Genomic DNA, 16,568 nt, shown 5'->3' with positions numbered 1-16,568 from the left:
ATTATAGCATAAACGGAGGCTACTTACATATTTAAAATAAAGTTCTGTATAGTCTTGTATTACAGTAAAAATAATATTTTCGGAAGCTCCTATTAGAACATAGATGAGCCTTGAAAATCGATTCTGGAGTTAAGTGTTGTATCTTCATATAATGATTACACTTAAGATGCAATCATATAGGAAAATAAAAATTGTAGTACTTAAACTACTGCTTTAACTTACCTACAACAGTCAAATCTTTTAATACACTAGTTCCGTGAGATGACTGTCTTATTTCCTTGGAGAGGTCTTTTCCTGCAGTAACCCAGTCTTGATGAACTCCATTACGCCATTTTTCTGCATGAGTCACATCATATACCACTCCATCTACAGCAACATAAGCTGGGTTTCCATTTTTACCATCATATTTTTGCAATTCATCTAGGGTAAAAGTTTTACCTGTTGGGTTTTGTTGTTCAATTTTAGTATTACTATTATTGCTACTTGCATTAGAGCTTCCGTTGCTACTACTTCCGTTAGTGGCACTATTATTGGAACTACCAGTTGTATTACTTTTATTACTGGTTGTAGTAGGCTGCTTAGAGCAGCTTATGAAAATAAAAGTTGTAAAAATAAAAATGGCACATAATAAGGTCGATAGTTTTTTTATCATATAATCACCTCCTTATGTGTAGTTATTTGCTAATTATTTTAGAAATATTCCAGTATTATAAAAACTGCTTTGTAATGCACTAATATATGTCGTATTCTATAATTAGGATGTTTTAAGCATGTACTTTAGATTAAACAGTTGAAATTTATTGGTTTGTAATCCGATGGTAAAAGGATTTATGCAAAGAATTAATGAGATTTTAATAATTTAAGAGGTGAGAAAAATGGAAAAGAAAAAAATATTAGTTATCGGTAGTCTTAACATAGATTGGGTAATACCAGTAAGTCATATGCCAAAGGAAGGAGAGACTATTCTAGGTGGAAATTACACTGAAATACCTGGTGGTAAGGGAGCAAATCAAGCTTATGGAGCTGCTAGGCTTGGTGGAAGCGTTACAATGCTGGGAATGGTAGGCGATGATGATATGGGAGGAAAACTTATAAATAATCTTTCGTCACAAAATATTGATGTTTCTAGGATAGAGAGATGTAAGAAAATAAATTCTGGACTTGCAATAATTTATGTAAATAATGAAGGGAAAAATAGTATAGTAGTTCTACCTGGTGCTAACTCTATGGTAGATAAGAACTATATAGATAAAAATTCTGAACTTTTATCTCAGAGCGACCTTGTAGTAATGCAAATGGAGATACCGAAGGAAACGGTATATTATGCCATAGAGAAAGCTTATGAGGGAGACAAAAAGATAATACTTAATCCGGCTCCGGCACCAGAATATTTAGATGATTATATATTAAGTAAGATTGACTTTTTAACACCCAATGAAACTGAGTTAGAAAAGCTTACAGGTAAGGAAGTAGTAGATATCCGTACAGCAATTGAAGCCTCAAAAGTTTTAATAGGTAAAGGAGTAAAAAATGTTATAGCAACCTTAGGAGAAAAAGGATCTCTTCTTGTGAGTAGTGATAAGACTATTGCTTTTCAAGGTGAAAGAGTTAATGCTATTGATACAACTGCAGCTGGTGATTGCTTTAATGCTGCTCTAGCTGTTGCCTTAAGTGAAGGTGAAGCTATAGAAGAGGCTATTGAATTTGCAAATAAGGCTGCTGCAATATCTGTAACTAGGAAAGGGGCTCAACCCTCTATGCCTTTTAGAAGTGAATTAAGCTTAAACTAAAACTTAGAAGCTGTTGAAATCAGTGCGTTGAGATTAAGTGTATAGTCATAATATCTGTTTTATATAGAATATTCAGTGCAACTATTTATTGTAACAGTGTTATTAAAAAGATTCAGAAATTCAAAGTTCTCGTCTAATGTGTAATGATATTTATATCTATTACAAAGATTTTAGAATTAGTTTAGAAATATTTAATAATTAATTACATCTAAGTTTAGAATATTAATGTACAATAAAAGTAGATAATAGTATTCAGTTTATAAATAATATATAACTAGATAGTACATGGGGGGAATTTTGGATGAAAAAGAAAGTAATAGCTATAGTAATTGTAGCAGTAGTTGTAGTTGGAGGATTCGGGATATTAGGCAGTAGAAAGAAAGCCACAAACTTTGTAAGTGTAAAAACAGCAAGCGTATCAACAGGAGATATAAAGTCTTATCTTTCCACCACTGCTACAATAAAATCAAAAAACAGCAAGGATTACTACCCAGTTCAAGGGAAGGTAAAAAAGGTAAATGTTAAGGTTGGAGATGCTGTAAAAAAAGGACAGGTTCTTGTTGAATTTGATATAACAGATCCAAATACCAGTGTGAAGCAAGCACAACTAGGTTATGATAATGCAGTGCTTACAAAGCAGATGCAAATAGATGCTAATAATGATGCTAAAAACAATATAGCTGATTTAGATAAACAAATTTCAGATTTAAATAATCAAATTAATGCTGCAAAAAGCAACCCTCAAGCAGCAGCTAATTTAGTGAATTTACAAACACAATTAACTCAGACTCAAGCAAAGAGGGATGCAGCAAAGATTCCATATAGTGATGAGCAGTTAAAACAAGCTGACAACAATATTGCACTACAAAAGCTAACTTTAGACACAGCAAAAGATAACCTTTCAAAAAGTCAAAGTACTATAGTTGCAGATTTTGATGGAGTAGTTACTGCATTAAATGTAGCTGAAGGCGCAGCTACTACAATGTCAGCTCAACCTGCTGTAACTGTACAAGATGTGGACAACTTAAAAGCTGTTATGTCAGTTGGTAAGTTTGATGCAGCAAAGATACAACTTGGACAAGATGCTGTTATAAAGAGTGGAGATAAGAAGCTTAAAGGCAAGGTTTCATACATAGGACCTGCGGCTAAGACTACCACCTCTGCTACAGGTACAGAGTCTACTTTGCCAGTAGAGATTGATATTGCAGATAAGCCAGAAGGTTTAAAAATTGATTTTGACACAGACGTTGATGTGCTTCTAGGACAGGCTACTAATGTTGTAAAGGTACCAGCTGAAAGCTTGAGAACAGATAAAAACGATAGAAACTATTTATATGTACTAAGTGGTGGAAAAGCAATAGAAAAGGAGGTTAAGCTTGGACTTCAATCTGATATGGAGGCACAAGTAACTGAAGGCTTATCAAATGGAGATAAGGTTATACTTAATCCAAGCTCAAGTGTTAAAAACGGAGTTACAGTTAAAGAAGCAGGTGATGGTAAGTAATGTTAGAAGTTAAAGACATAGTAAAAAGATACGTTAACGGAGATATTGATTTTACAGCACTAAAAGGGATTAACCTTAAGATTGAAAAAGGTGAGTTTACATCAATAATGGGACCATCAGGTTCAGGAAAATCAACGATGATGAACATAATTGGCTGCTTAGATAGAATGGACAGTGGAACTTATATACTTAATAATAAAAATGTTTCTAATCTAACAGATAAAGAACTTGCATTTATAAGAAATAAGGAAATAGGATTTGTATTTCAGGCTTTTAACCTTCTACCAAGAATGACTATATTAGAAAACGTAGAACTACCAATGGTATATGCCGGTGTTCCTAAGAAGGAAAGAAGAGAAAAGGCATTAGCTGCCTTAGAAAAGGTTGGATTAGGACAAAGAATTAAACATAGGCCAAATGAAATATCTGGTGGACAAAAGCAAAGAGTTGCAATAGCTCGTGCCATAGTTAATACGCCAGCGGTTATTATGGCTGATGAACCTACAGGAAATCTGGATACTCAATCCTCTATAGAGATAATGAAGATATTTCAAGACTTGAACAACGAGGGAGCAACTGTAATAATGGTTACTCATGAACCTGATATCGCTCAGCATACAAAGAGAGTTGTCAGATTTAAAGATGGACTTATAGTTGATGACTACCTTGTTGAAGACAGAATAATTCTATAGGGGGAATACAAATGAGTGGAATAAGTAGTTTACTTGAAAATTTTAAAATGGCCATTGACAGCATCGTTTCTAATAAAATGCGTTCTTTCCTTACAATGCTGGGTATAATAATAGGTATAAGTTCTGTTATTGCAATTATTTCTCTTGGACAAGGAGGTCAAAATTCCATAACAGGAGAGTTTGAAAAGCTTGGGGCATCTACAGTAAATGTAAGTACAGATACTAGTAAAGCCGCTGAAAGTGATAGAATAACCTTTGAGGACATAAAGCAGATAAAAAACAAAGTTGAAACTGCAAGGTATGTAGCTCCTAGTGTTTCTAAAACAGGCGTAGCAATTTCAGATACTAATAACAAAAAAGCAAGCATTGCAGGCACTAACACTGATGGCTTTATTATACAAAACATTGAGTTCTTATACGGAAGAGCCTTTAATGAAAGAGAGTATGCTGAAGGAAAAAATGTAGTGATCATCGATGAAGATTCGGCCAACGATTTGTTTGGATATACTGATGTTACAGGGAAAAGTATAAAGATAGGATCTGCAAAGTCACCAATAAAAGCTACCATCATAGGGGTTACTACCTCACCTTTTGGAACAACATTTAAAAATGTTGGTAAGAACCAGAGACCAGGTATATTTTATGTACCAGCAACACTACTTCAAAGCATGTACTCAAATGAATTTTCTATAGATAGAATTAGCATTATGGCTAGTGATAAAGAAGCTTTGGAAGAGACAGGAAACAGTGCTAAGAATGTATTAGAAAGCAGACATAATAATAGAGGTAAAGATATATATACTGCTCAAGGAGCTTTAAGCCAGCTTGAGCAAATAAACAATGTGCTTGGTATATTTACTACCTTTATAGGTGCAGTTGCAGCTATATCTCTTTTAGTAGGCGGAATAGGGGTTATGAATATAATGCTTGTTTCTGTAACTGAAAGAACAAGAGAAATAGGTATAAGGAAGGCCATTGGGGCTACAACAGGTAAGATACTTCTGCAATTCCTTACAGAATCTGTTATAATTTCTCTAATTGGTGGAATTATTGGTTTAATAATTGGAATTGTAGGAGCTTACGGTATAGGAAGCTTCGCTAATATAACACCGTCCTTGTCTATAACTGCTATTGTTGGGGTAATTGCTTTCTCTTCAGCAGTAGGTATATTCTTTGGAATTTATCCTGCTAGAAAGGCAGCTAAACTTGACCCTATTGAAGCATTAAGATATGAATAAGAAATAATTATATAGGAGTAGATTATTATGAAATTTGTAAATAGGCTAACAATGACAAGATTATTTCTTGCAGCAGTATTTTTAATCTTTATGTCAGTTAAAGGAATACCTTTTAGAAGAAGTAGTGCTACAGTTATTTTTATTGCAGCTACAATAATAGACGTTTTCTATGAAAACTTCATCAAAAAAGAAAATAAATCTAATAAGTTAATAATATTGATAAATTCTTTAGTAGATAAGCTGCTTGTGACTACAGCTCTAATTTTTCTAGTGGAAACTAATGTTATTCCAAGCTTAGTTGCAATAGTAGTAATCTCTATTGAATTTGCCATAGGAGGTCTCGTAACTATAGGGACCTCAGATGGTCTTAATCTAGCTAAAAGTACTTTAGAAAAGGTAAAAACAGTATTTCAGATGACTGCTATAATAACGCTTCTATCAAAGATGAGCATAGAGCATAGCTTCCATAAGCTTAAAGAACAATTGTCTGATAGTTTCATTGGTATGGTTCCAAATATGATACTATATTTGGCTTTAATAATAACAGTTGTTTATGCAGTAGATTATTTTTTGAAAAACAAGAAGCATATTAGGACAGATATTTAAGCTTTACTACTACAATGGGATATATAAATTAGTATGAAGTGGCACAGCTATAATAGCAGGGAGGAGATTATTTGTATATAAAAAGAAAATTAAAGTTGACCTATGTAACCATACTTATCACTTCTTTTTTGTTGATTATATTGCTGAGTAATCTCTTTATGGCTTTTATTGAAGATAATTCTAAATATAGTGCATCAGCAAAGTTTGGAAAAGGAAATTTTGCATTTTTTATTGGACTTGTAACTGAGAACAATAAAATACTGCAAAAGGTAAGTAGCGAAGTGTTAAAAAATCCAGACAACTTCTTAGATCATAAATATCTCCTCCAGCTAGAAAAAAGTTCAAATATTAAATATACTGGAATAGTTACAATTGTAAATAACAAGATTGACTACTCCTCAAATATTATAAAGGGATATATAAATGAAGATATGCTGTATTCCTTTAATTCAAACGACACAGATCAAGTTAGAAATAAGATTATTATTTTGTGGAAACAGGACTTTGTAACAAGTACAAAGGATAAAGGGAGTATTTATTATATCATTGACCTTGAGAACTATAAAAAGTTATTTAAAGAAAATGTCATAATAGTTGCTGTACTTATATTGATAATACTTACAGCTACAAATGGCATAATAACATATTTTGTTTCCAAAAGTATTGTTAAACCAATCAAAGAACTTGACAAGGGAGCTGGAGAAATCTTAAAAGGGAACTTAGATTATAAGCTAGATATTGATTCAAGTGATGAAATAGGAGAGGTTGCAGATACCTTTGAAGAGATGAGATTAAGACTTAAGGAGTCATTAGAGATTCAAAAACACTACGAAGAGAATCGTAAAGAGCTTATAGCAAGTATTTCTCATGATCTTAAGACTCCTATAACTTCTATTAAAGGCTATATAGAAGGTATAAAAGATGGAGTAGCTGATACACCTGATAAGATGGAGAAGTATGTTAATACAATTCTAACTAAAGCTAATTATATGGATAGCTTAATAAATGATTTATTTCTATATTCAAAATTGGATTTAAATAAAGAGCCTTTCAAATTTCAAAAAGTTGATATGAATGTGTACATAAGAGACTGTGTGGAGGAAATTAACTTCGATTTAGATCAAAATAAGGTAAATCTTAAGTTTAATGTACCAGATACTCCAACACTATTAAACATAGATGTTCAAAAAGTAAAAAGAGCTATTATGAATATAGTGGAGAACTCAATAAAGTATAAAACTGATGAAAGATTGATAATAGAAATTATATTAAGGCGATATTCTAGTAACGTTATCTTGGAGATTAAAGATAATGGAAGAGGTATACCTAAAGAAGCTTTGCCATATATATTTGAAAGATTTTATAGAGCAGATACTTCTAGAGAAACCACCATTGGTGGAAGTGGATTAGGATTAGCTATTGCAAAAAAGATAATGGATGAACATAATGGAGAGATTTCTGTAGATAGTGAAGCTAATGTTGGTACATCTATTTTTCTATCTTTTAAAGAATAACTAGCATCTAAGTCCAAAACCTTTAAAGTAGTTTTAAAACAACAAGGCAGGTGAATCTAAAATGAAAAGAGTTTTAATAATTGAAGATGATGTAAGTATAGCTGATTTAGAGATGGACTACCTTGAAATTAATGGCTTTCAGGTTGATATAGAAAATAATGGTGATTCTGGTCTAGCAAGAGCTCTAAATGAAGAATATAATTTAATAATTTTAGATCTAATGCTTCCAGGTATAGGTGGCTTCGAGATATGCAAAAGAATTCGTGCTTCTAAGGAAATACCTATAATAATTGTTTCTGCTAAAAAAGAAGACGTTGATAAGATGAGAGGCCTAGGTCTTGGTGCTGATGATTATATGACTAAGCCATTTAGCCCCAATGAAATGGTTGCAAGAGTTAAAGCACATATTTCTAGATACGAAAGGTTAAAGAGTGGCAGTAACAGCTCTAATAAAGAAATAATAGAAGTTAGAGGTATATCAATAGATAAAACCGCTAGAAAAGTTTATGTAAATGGAAAAGAAATTGAATTTACTTCAAAGGAATATGAACTTTTGATACTTTTATTAAACAATCCTAATAGAGTTTTCTCAAAGGAAGAATTGTATGAGAGGATATGGGGCTTAGATCCAGTGGGCGGAATAGCAACTGTTACCGTTCATGTAAGAAGACTGAGAGAGAAGATAGAGTTTGATCCGTCTAATCCAGAGTATATAGAAACTATATGGGGTGTAGGTTATAGATTTACATTATAAAGATGTATCACCTTAAAAAGTAACCTATTTTAAAGCTTATTTTTCTTTTACGAGAGGTATTTGAAAATATAAGATTGATTAAATACACCATGCATATAAGACATAGTCTTATATGCATGGTGTATTTTTGTTGTTGTAGATATTCAAAGAAAGTCACTGAAGAAAGATCACTTCAGAAACTTTTTTAGTAATTAGTAAATAAAAATCCAAAGTAATTAAGTTAATACAAATGTGTTCGATAAATATATATTACAAAAAACATCAAATTGCGACAATTTTATAGGCGAATAATATAACAGGTTTTAATTGTATTATATTTACTAAGGAGGAGATTTTGTGTTTGAGTGGAAGCAGTGTTATGAGACTGGAATAAGTTTTATAGACGATCATCATAAAAGGTTATTTGAACTGGCATATGAAACTACAAATAATGAAAAAAATAATAGGGATATTTTTAATGAGTTATTAGATTTTATAAAGTTTAATTTTGCTATTGAAGAGGATTATATGTCTGAGGTGGAGTATGCTGAGTTTAAAGGCCATAGAGACCACCACAATATATTTATAAAAAGGCTATGTTATCTTAAGGCAGAAGAATTTGATAATGAAGAAGACTATGAAAAGTTATATTGGGAAAAAGCATTTCACTTTATATATTCATGGCTTCATAACCATATGGTATCAGAAGATTCTAAGTATAGTAATATTGAAGATACTATATAGACGAGCAGTAATTTTAGGAGATCATAAATGAATATGAAAAGGGTATCTTCATTTTTTATACTTATTATTTGTATTATTTGTTTTACAGGCTATAAAGTTGAAGCAATTACAAAAATTGATTATGAAGTAGATAAAAACTATCCTCCATACATTTTTACAAATGCTAATAGCGTGTATGGTTTCGATCAGGATATTACAAATTTGATGTTTAACAGGCGAGAGTATAATATAAACTTTTCATCAGATTCTTGGGATAAAGTTTATAAGAAGTTAGTAAATAGTCAGATTGATGTAGGTGGTATAGTTGGAGTAGTTGACAGCAGAAAAACAGAAGTTTTGTTTACAAAACCACTTTTTAAAGCTTATATTGCTGTTTACACAAGAAATAGTTCTGATAAGGTTGATTTAAATCAGCTTGGCAAATACAAGATTGGTGTTGGTAGGAACTACTATAGTGAAGATATATTGAGTCAGGAGTTAGGAATCAATAGTTACATAAGTTATGAGAATGTAGAGGATGCTGTAAAAGATTTAGAAGATGGAAAATTAGATGTAATATTTGAAAACCAGAACTTAATGGATTCTTTATTACTACGAGATAACCTAAAAGGAGTTATAATACCACAATTTACTCATTTATATCCCGTAGATCAAGCTTTTGCAGTAAGTAAGAGCAGACCTGAACTTGTAGATTATATGAATAAGAGGATCGATGAGCTTAAAGCTTCAGGTGCCTTTGAGGAATTATACAAACAGTATTTTTATGAAAACTCAGAAGAATATATAGAAAACCAACATAAGAATGTTATTTCATTAGTAGCAATACTTTTTGCGATTGTAACATCCATTCTTATTTTGTCAAAGTTCTATATTGATAAACTTAAAAAGAATTTATTGAAAAATTATATAGAGTTAGCTGCTGTAAATAAGGAATTGAGTGATACGAAAACAAATCTAGAAAAGCAGTATGAAGAGTTATATAAGAGTGAAAAAGCCCTTAGAGAAAGTGAAGAAAGATATAGACTAGTATTGGAAGCTTCAAATGATGGTGTTTGGGACTGGGATATAATAAATGATATAGGGTATCTGTCTAAGTCCTGGAGAGAGATGTTAGGAGTTAGAGAAGAAGTAATAAATAATTATTTCGATTTCTTTAAAAATGCAGTATATCCTGAAGATAGACAGATAGTTTTAAAAGGATTGGAAGATTATTTTATGGGAGTAACTAACCAGTATGAAGCTATTTTTAGATTGAATATGAGTAAAAGTGATTTTTTATGGGTTCAATGTAAAGGTCGTATTTTTAAAGATGAGTCTGGAGTTATTATTAGAATGGCTGGATCAATTTCAGATATAACTGAAAAGAAAAACTATCAGTCTAAAATATATAGAATGGCGTACTATGATGACTTAACTAATCTGCCTAATAGAACTTTCTTAAACGATAAACTGGACTCGTTAATGACTAATATAGTAAAAAAAGGCGGAAAAGCAGCAGTTTATTTTTTAGACCTAGATAATTTTAAGAATATAAATGATACTCTAGGACATGACTATGGAGATTTGGTTTTAAAATGTGCTAGTAATGAGCTTGTTACCTTATTGGGAGATGAATATACTGTTTCTAGATTTGGCGGAGATGAATTTATAATAGTACAGCATAAACTTGATGATGTAGATCAATTAGAAGAAACCGCACAAAAAATTGTTAAAATCTTTGATAAACCTATACTTATCAATAATCATCCTTTCTACGTCGCAGCCAGTATTGGTGTGGCAATAATTCCTGACCATGGAGTTGATTCCATAGATATACTTAAAAAAGCAGATATAGCTATGTACAATGCTAAAGAAGAAGGAAAGGGTAGGCTTAAAATCTATAGTGAGGAAATGTCTAAAAAAGTTGAATTGGAAAGCGACTTTGAGAAAAGCATAAGAAAAGCTATGGAACAAAAGGAGTTTTATTTAAATTATCAACCTTATTTTGATGTAGCTACTGGTGAAATAAATGGAGTAGAGGCATTAATAAGATGGAACCATCCTATAAAAGGAATTATTCCTCCTGGTGAATTTATACCTTTAGCTGAAAAGACAGGGCTAATTAAGGAAATTGGTGACTGGGTACTTATGGAGGCTTCTAAGCAAAATAAAGCTTGGCAAGAAAAAGGGTTGAAAAAGATTCCTGTTGCTGTCAATGTGGCAGAACACCAATTTCAAACCCCTTTATTTGTTGAAAGAGTTAAGAAGGTATTAGAAGAAACTAAGTTGGATCCAAGATATTTAAAGCTTGAGATAACTGAAGGCACTGTAATAAAATCCTTTGACAATAATATTAGCATTTTAAAAAAGCTTAAAGAAATTGGGATAGGAATATCTTTAGATGATTTCGGCACAGGTTATTCATCTTTATCATATATAATAAAACTTCCTTTGGATACTGTGAAAATAGATAAAAGCTTTGTGGATGATATATGTAATATGGAAGACAGACAGCTAATAATTGAAGACATAATTTCAATGGCTCATAAGTTAAATCTAGATGTAGTAGCTGAAGGTGTTGAAAGGAAAGAACAATTAGAATATCTAAAAAGGCATAATTGCGACAAGATACAAGGATATCTGTTATCTAGGCCTTTAACAAGTGATAAAATAGAAGAATTGTTATGATTTAAAGCTTGGATATTAAGTTACTAGAACTTAACTGTCCAAGCTTTTTTACTGTAAGAACCTTAACTAAAATAGTTTATGAATTTAGTGCCTTAGCTATACGATTAAAGGCTTCTTCTAGAAGTGCACGAGGGCATGCAATGTTTACTCTAAAATATCCTTTACCTTCTTCGCCGAAGATAGTTCCAGATTCTAAAAGAACCTTTGCTTTCTCAATCATTAGTTTATTAAATTCCTCATTTGAATATCCATAAGCACTAAAATCTATCCAAGTTAAATAGGTACCTTCTGGTTTTACGAACTTAGTTTTTGGAAGATTATTTTTTAAGAAAGCTTCTAAGAAGTTAATATTTTCATCTAAATAATTAAGCAATCCCTCAAGCCATGGCTCTGATTCTAGATAAGCTGCTTCAGTGGCAGTTATAGCAAAGGTTGTGGGAAGACTTATATTTAATTTTTCATTGACGTACTTTTTCCACTTATCCTGTATTTCTTTATCATGAATTATTATATTTGCAAGTTGCATTCCTGCAAGGTTAAAGGTTTTGCTAGGTGCAGTAGCAGTTATAATACCAGTCTTATATTCAGGAAAAGCTACTTCCAGGGGTGTATGTTTTATATTTTTTCTTATTAAGTCACTGTGAATCTCGTCAGAAATAATAATTACATTATTGTCGGAGCATATTTTACCGACTTTTAGTAGTTCTTCTTTCTTCCATACTCGGCCTACAGGGTTGTGAGGACTGCATAATATCAAGAGTTTATTGTTAGGGTCTTTGGCCTTTTTTTCTAAATCGTCAAAATCAATTTCGTAGTATCCGTTATTATTTATTAGTGAGTTGTTAACTACAACTCTATTATTGGATCTAATAGATATGGCGAAAGGATGATATACTGGATTTTGTATGATTACTCCTTCAGTGGGCTTAGTTAATATTTCTATGAGATAGCCTATGGCAGGTACTACTCCGGGACTGTAGAAAATATCTTGTCTTTCTATGTTCCAGTTAAACCTGCGGTTGTACCAAGAAGATATGGCCTTATAGTATCTATCAGTGTCGTTGGAACTGTATCCAAATATCAGTTTATCAACTCTTTGATGTAAAGCTTTTATGATTTCAGGTGCACAGGGAAAATCCATGTCAGCCACCCATAAAGGAATTGTATCATCAGAAACAGATTTATCAAACTCATGCATAAATTCCCACTTTATGCTATTGGTGTTTCTTCTATCTATTAATTTATCAAAATCATAGTTCATATTGCTCCTCCTAGCTTATCATAATACTATATGCTTATATATTAATATAGCAATAATTGAATAACAATATAATAATATAATAATTTAGGAAAATGATTTACCCTTAATAAAATCATAATAATTCTTTGCACATTAAAGCATCGGATCACTAACCACTTAATGTGAACAGGGTACTTTAACTGAGGCTAAAATAAAGATTTAAAAAATATATATATTGGTATATAATTACATACAATACTGGTTTTTATTAGAAATTAATAACTTAATGTTTATAAATTTTTATAATGAATAGTATAAAGTATTAGAGAAAAACTTATGATAAGAAAGATGATTAAGAACAATAATTATGACTATTTTTATAGATATAATTATAATTTAATAACTTAGATATTATTGAATTATAACGAGAGAAGAGAATTCAAAATCATATGAAAGAAACATAGTGATGATGTTAGCACCAATATAGATAATTTATCACCTAAGTATAATCTTTCGACTATAAATAAGCACATCACTACCAATATTAATGGTTCACTCAACCTTATATAATATTTACATAACTATATACAACCTTTCGGCTATATATAACCACTACAACACTATATAAAATCTTATCTCGACCTTATATGATAAGTTGGAACCTCATTATAATCAAACAATGACCATAATAAAGCTTTTCCTAACCATATAAAATCTTATTCAAATTCTTGATTAAATCAATACATTTGAATTGCTTATAACTAATTAATAGTTGTAAGCGTTGAATGGATTAAAAAATTATCGTAAATTAATATCTTCATCTTATATCAATCAGCATCGATAGTTTTGAAAATGCTCTACAATAATTATTTTAGCCACATCACTATGCTTCTTACGATATTAATTTAACCTTTATAACGATAAAAATACCTAGAATATAAATTCAGAAATGGAGAAATATATGAAAAAGGTTTTAGTTATATTATTTATGCTAGTATCCTTAGTCTTTACGGGATGTTCTGGTGACAAAAGTTCCACTAGAAAAGATAAGAGTGTAGGCACTAAAGATTCTGCTAAAAAAGAAGAAAATTCTAATACTATTAAATTTTCAAAATTGACGGATAGAGAAAAAATGTTTCTCAATGCGGTTAGTAATAGTTATTTTGTTTTTGATTATAATGTAGGAAAAGATTTTAGATATATGGTAGTTTGGATAGACAAGTATCAGTTAGGAAAAAAAGTTCATAGCTTTTTAGGCCAATCTACTAGTTTAGACGCAGACTCAAAAGGAATAATTAGTGTTCAAGTTGAAAATGATTATAAGAATATAGAGCACTTTATTTTTAGCGTTTCTGATGGTAAGTCTTCCTCTACAGGTAAGTTAGGTGGTGATAAAGATATAGACTTAAGTAAGTTTTCTTGGATAAAAACTGATAATAGCTTTAATCAAATAAAGATTGAGAACAATGAAATAGTTCTAGGAAGTATTTGTTATATCAGCTTGTCAAATCAAGGTAGTTCGCTTAGTCAAGATTTCTTTAATGATCCTGAGAAGAATATAGAAGAAATTAAAAAATATGATACCTGCTATTTAGTGAAGTGTAAGTTTTTTAAGGAACAGCCTGATCTAAGGGATATGTTTAAAAAGTAATTATTTTGGTATGCTTGAAGTGATATATTTGTTGAGAGAAATAGATATTCCAGTTCTATAATTTTAAATAGTATTAGAACTAATTTTAATTATTTATGGTGCCTTTATTGGGGCATATATTTTACGTTGAATTTGGTATATGGATATAATTAAAGCCATGGATATAAGAGAATACTCATATGTCCATGGCTTTTTACTATGTATCAAAAGTTGTAAAACACATTAATTAATTTAATTTTTCTATGATATTGTTTAACTCAATAGTTAATTCACTTAATTTAGAACTAATTATTGAAATCTCACTAATGGCTTCCAGTTGTTGTTCAGAGGATGCAGAGGCTTGCTCTGTACTAGCAGCATTTTCTTGCGCAGCTTCTGAAAGAGAGTCAAGGATTGCTAGTATTTTATTCTTCTCATCATTCATTTTCTTTCCACTAAAGTTTAGTTCTTCAACTTTATTTTTAGTTACTTCAATTGAATTAGCTAAGGTTGCGAATATATTTTGAGTAGTCATAATAGAACTAGTTTGTGCATCGATAGTTGTTTTAGTTAATTCCATTGTAGAAAAGGCAGTATTCATATTTTCATGAAGTACTTCTATAATGGAATTTATCTTCTTTGTGGAAGAAGATGATTGTTCAGCAAGCTTTCTGATCTCATCGGCTACGACTGCAAAACCTTTACCTGATTCACCAGCTCTAGCTGCTTCAATAGCAGCATTTAAGGCTAATAAGTTAGTTTGTTCAGCTATAGAAACAATCATGGTACTAGCTGCATTGATTTCTTCTGCACTTGTGCTAGTTGTTTTTATTACTTCTTGCAAAGTACTTATAGCTTTATTGGTGTCTTCAGTAGTTTTCATAAGTTCTGACAATGTGTTTAAGCCAGTATCTTTAAGTTTCTCTGTTTCCTTAGCGCCTAATTCTAATTCATTAGTAGCACCAACGATGTTATCTAAGCCTTCTGATAACTTCATAGCTTCAGAAGAACCATTTTCAGTGTTTTTTGCTTGTTCAGAAGCACTTATAGCAAGTTCTTCAACAACCACAGAGACTTGTCCTATTGATTGGCTTGCATCGTTTGTTAAGGTGTTTAAAGTTGAGGAAGAAGAAGCAAGTTCTTTAACCGTATCTAATAAGGATTTGATAATTTCATTTTTCTTTTCTTCATCTTCTTTAAGTTTTTTAATATAATCATTGGTATTTTTGTTAGAAGCTTTAATTATAGCTGCATTTCCAACTTGAGCAAAGGCTGTAAGTATTATAGAAACAAATACCACTAATAATGAGTTTCCAGTTAACTTACCGGTAACAACATTTGTAATATTGGCTGCTAAAACTACTGCGATTGTAAATAAAACTAATTTAACTTCTCCAAACAAGCTGAATAAAGCTACTAGACAAAATGCAAAAGCAAATGAAACTACTTCATTTGAGTTCACAGTGGTCAAAAAGTGAGCAAGCATTGCGAAAAATGCAAGTACATATTTAATATGTCCAACGTAAGGATTTTTCTTATACTGGATAAATGAGTAAATAAGCGCTATCCATGTAAGTCCAATTACAGAAGGAATAATTATATTTACACCTTTAGCGGCAAAAGAAGTTAGTGTAGTAAGTATTACTATAACACTACACAAGCTAAGTAAGTATTTATTTGCTATTTTGGTAAAGTTTTGATTCATGTTAAATCCTCCCAAGATGTATTTTATTATTATTATCGGATAAATAAACCATATCTTTACAGTAACTTATAATAAAATCTTATTTATGACAATATAATAATATATTGTCATAAAATTATGACTAACATGTTATTATTTGTTATAAAAAAAGATTAAATTATTTACAATTCTATAAAATATAAATTGACTTATATTTACAGTTTTAATATAATTTTCTTTAGAAACAAGTGAAATAATTTATATAATAATGAATAGAACAATTCTTATATTTTGTAAACGTTTGTTTTAATAGTTGAAACGCAGTAATTATTCTTACCGTAAATTTATTTATAATATAGTTAATAACTGTAGCGTAGTAGTAACTATATTTTCTTAGCAAGAATCCAGAAAAATGAGAAGTCACAGAAGTATATTTCTATAATTGCTTTTCACTGGTTTCTAATTAACATAGAAGAAGGTGGTATATACTTTTTGCTAGAAGAGGCTGATATTATATTAGTTTAAG

General features: G+C 30.8%; 13 protein-coding genes. 10 read left to right on the top strand and 3 right to left on the bottom strand.

What is annotated here, in order from left to right:
• Positions 1-205: 205 nt before the first annotated feature.
• Complete coding sequence (locus C1I91_RS16835; RefSeq protein ID WP_128213901.1) at positions 206-652, bottom strand: cytochrome b5 domain-containing protein; 447 nt, start codon at positions 650-652, stop codon at positions 206-208.
• Between the two features lie 223 nt (positions 653-875).
• Here C1I91_RS16835 and rbsK point away from each other — a divergent pair, with 223 nt between their 5' ends.
• The 9 genes from rbsK (at position 876) to C1I91_RS16790 (ending at position 11,488) form a co-directional block, all read left to right on the top strand.
• Positions 876-1,790, top strand: a complete 915-nt coding sequence (gene rbsK / locus C1I91_RS16830) for a ribokinase (RefSeq protein WP_128213900.1) — start codon at positions 876-878, stop codon at positions 1,788-1,790.
• Positions 1,791-2,091: 301 nt separating this feature from the next.
• Positions 2,092-3,294, top strand: a complete 1,203-nt coding sequence (locus tag C1I91_RS16825) for an efflux RND transporter periplasmic adaptor subunit (RefSeq protein ID WP_128213899.1) — start codon at positions 2,092-2,094, stop codon at positions 3,292-3,294.
• The gene (locus C1I91_RS16820; RefSeq protein ID WP_128213898.1) at positions 3,294-3,986 is read left to right on the top strand and encodes an ABC transporter ATP-binding protein; all 693 of its coding nucleotides are present in this window, start codon (positions 3,294-3,296) and stop codon (positions 3,984-3,986) included. The genes C1I91_RS16825 and C1I91_RS16820 overlap by 1 nt, the downstream gene beginning before the upstream one ends.
• A gap of 11 nt (positions 3,987-3,997) precedes the next feature.
• On the top strand, positions 3,998-5,224 hold the full coding sequence (locus C1I91_RS16815) for an ABC transporter permease (protein WP_128213897.1): 1,227 nt from the start codon (positions 3,998-4,000) through the stop codon (positions 5,222-5,224).
• Between the two features lie 27 nt (positions 5,225-5,251).
• Entirely contained in the window at positions 5,252-5,830 is a 579-nt protein-coding gene (locus C1I91_RS16810; protein ID WP_128213896.1) for a CDP-alcohol phosphatidyltransferase family protein, read from the top strand.
• A 71-nt stretch (positions 5,831-5,901) separates the two neighbouring features.
• Positions 5,902-7,344 carry a HAMP domain-containing sensor histidine kinase gene (locus tag C1I91_RS16805; RefSeq protein ID WP_128213895.1) on the top strand — a complete coding sequence of 481 codons (1,443 nt, stop codon included), beginning with the start codon at positions 5,902-5,904 and terminating at the stop codon, positions 7,342-7,344.
• 61 nt (positions 7,345-7,405) lie between these two features.
• Positions 7,406-8,098 carry a response regulator transcription factor gene (locus tag C1I91_RS16800; protein WP_128213894.1) on the top strand — a complete coding sequence of 231 codons (693 nt, stop codon included), beginning with the start codon at positions 7,406-7,408 and terminating at the stop codon, positions 8,096-8,098.
• Between the two features lie 336 nt (positions 8,099-8,434).
• Positions 8,435-8,821 (top strand): bacteriohemerythrin, encoded by a 387-nt coding sequence (locus C1I91_RS16795; protein ID WP_128213893.1) that lies wholly within the window; start codon positions 8,435-8,437, stop codon positions 8,819-8,821.
• Positions 8,822-8,848: 27 nt separating this feature from the next.
• The gene (locus C1I91_RS16790; protein ID WP_128213892.1) at positions 8,849-11,488 is read left to right on the top strand and encodes an EAL domain-containing protein; all 2,640 of its coding nucleotides are present in this window, start codon (positions 8,849-8,851) and stop codon (positions 11,486-11,488) included.
• A 76-nt stretch (positions 11,489-11,564) separates the two neighbouring features.
• On the opposite strand, the gene C1I91_RS16785 is transcribed toward C1I91_RS16790, so the two are convergent.
• A complete protein-coding gene (locus C1I91_RS16785) occupies positions 11,565-12,749 on the bottom strand; it encodes a MalY/PatB family protein (RefSeq protein ID WP_128213891.1) in 1,185 nt (394 codons plus the stop codon).
• Between the two features lie 940 nt (positions 12,750-13,689).
• Between C1I91_RS16785 and C1I91_RS16780 the strand changes: the two genes are divergently transcribed.
• The gene (locus tag C1I91_RS16780; RefSeq protein WP_128213890.1) at positions 13,690-14,379 is read left to right on the top strand and encodes a hypothetical protein; all 690 of its coding nucleotides are present in this window, start codon (positions 13,690-13,692) and stop codon (positions 14,377-14,379) included.
• Positions 14,380-14,605: 226 nt separating this feature from the next.
• On the opposite strand, the gene C1I91_RS16775 is transcribed toward C1I91_RS16780, so the two are convergent.
• Entirely contained in the window at positions 14,606-16,063 is a 1,458-nt protein-coding gene (locus C1I91_RS16775; RefSeq protein WP_128213889.1) for a methyl-accepting chemotaxis protein, read from the bottom strand.
• Between the last annotated feature and the right edge of the window lie 505 nt (positions 16,064-16,568).

Source organism: Clostridium manihotivorum (genome assembly GCF_004015185.1).
In the GTDB taxonomy this organism is placed as follows: domain Bacteria; phylum Bacillota; class Clostridia; order Clostridiales; family Clostridiaceae; genus Clostridium_AR; species Clostridium_AR manihotivorum.
Note: the sequence above shows the minus strand (reverse complement) of the source record. Positions and strands in the feature narration are given on the sequence as shown.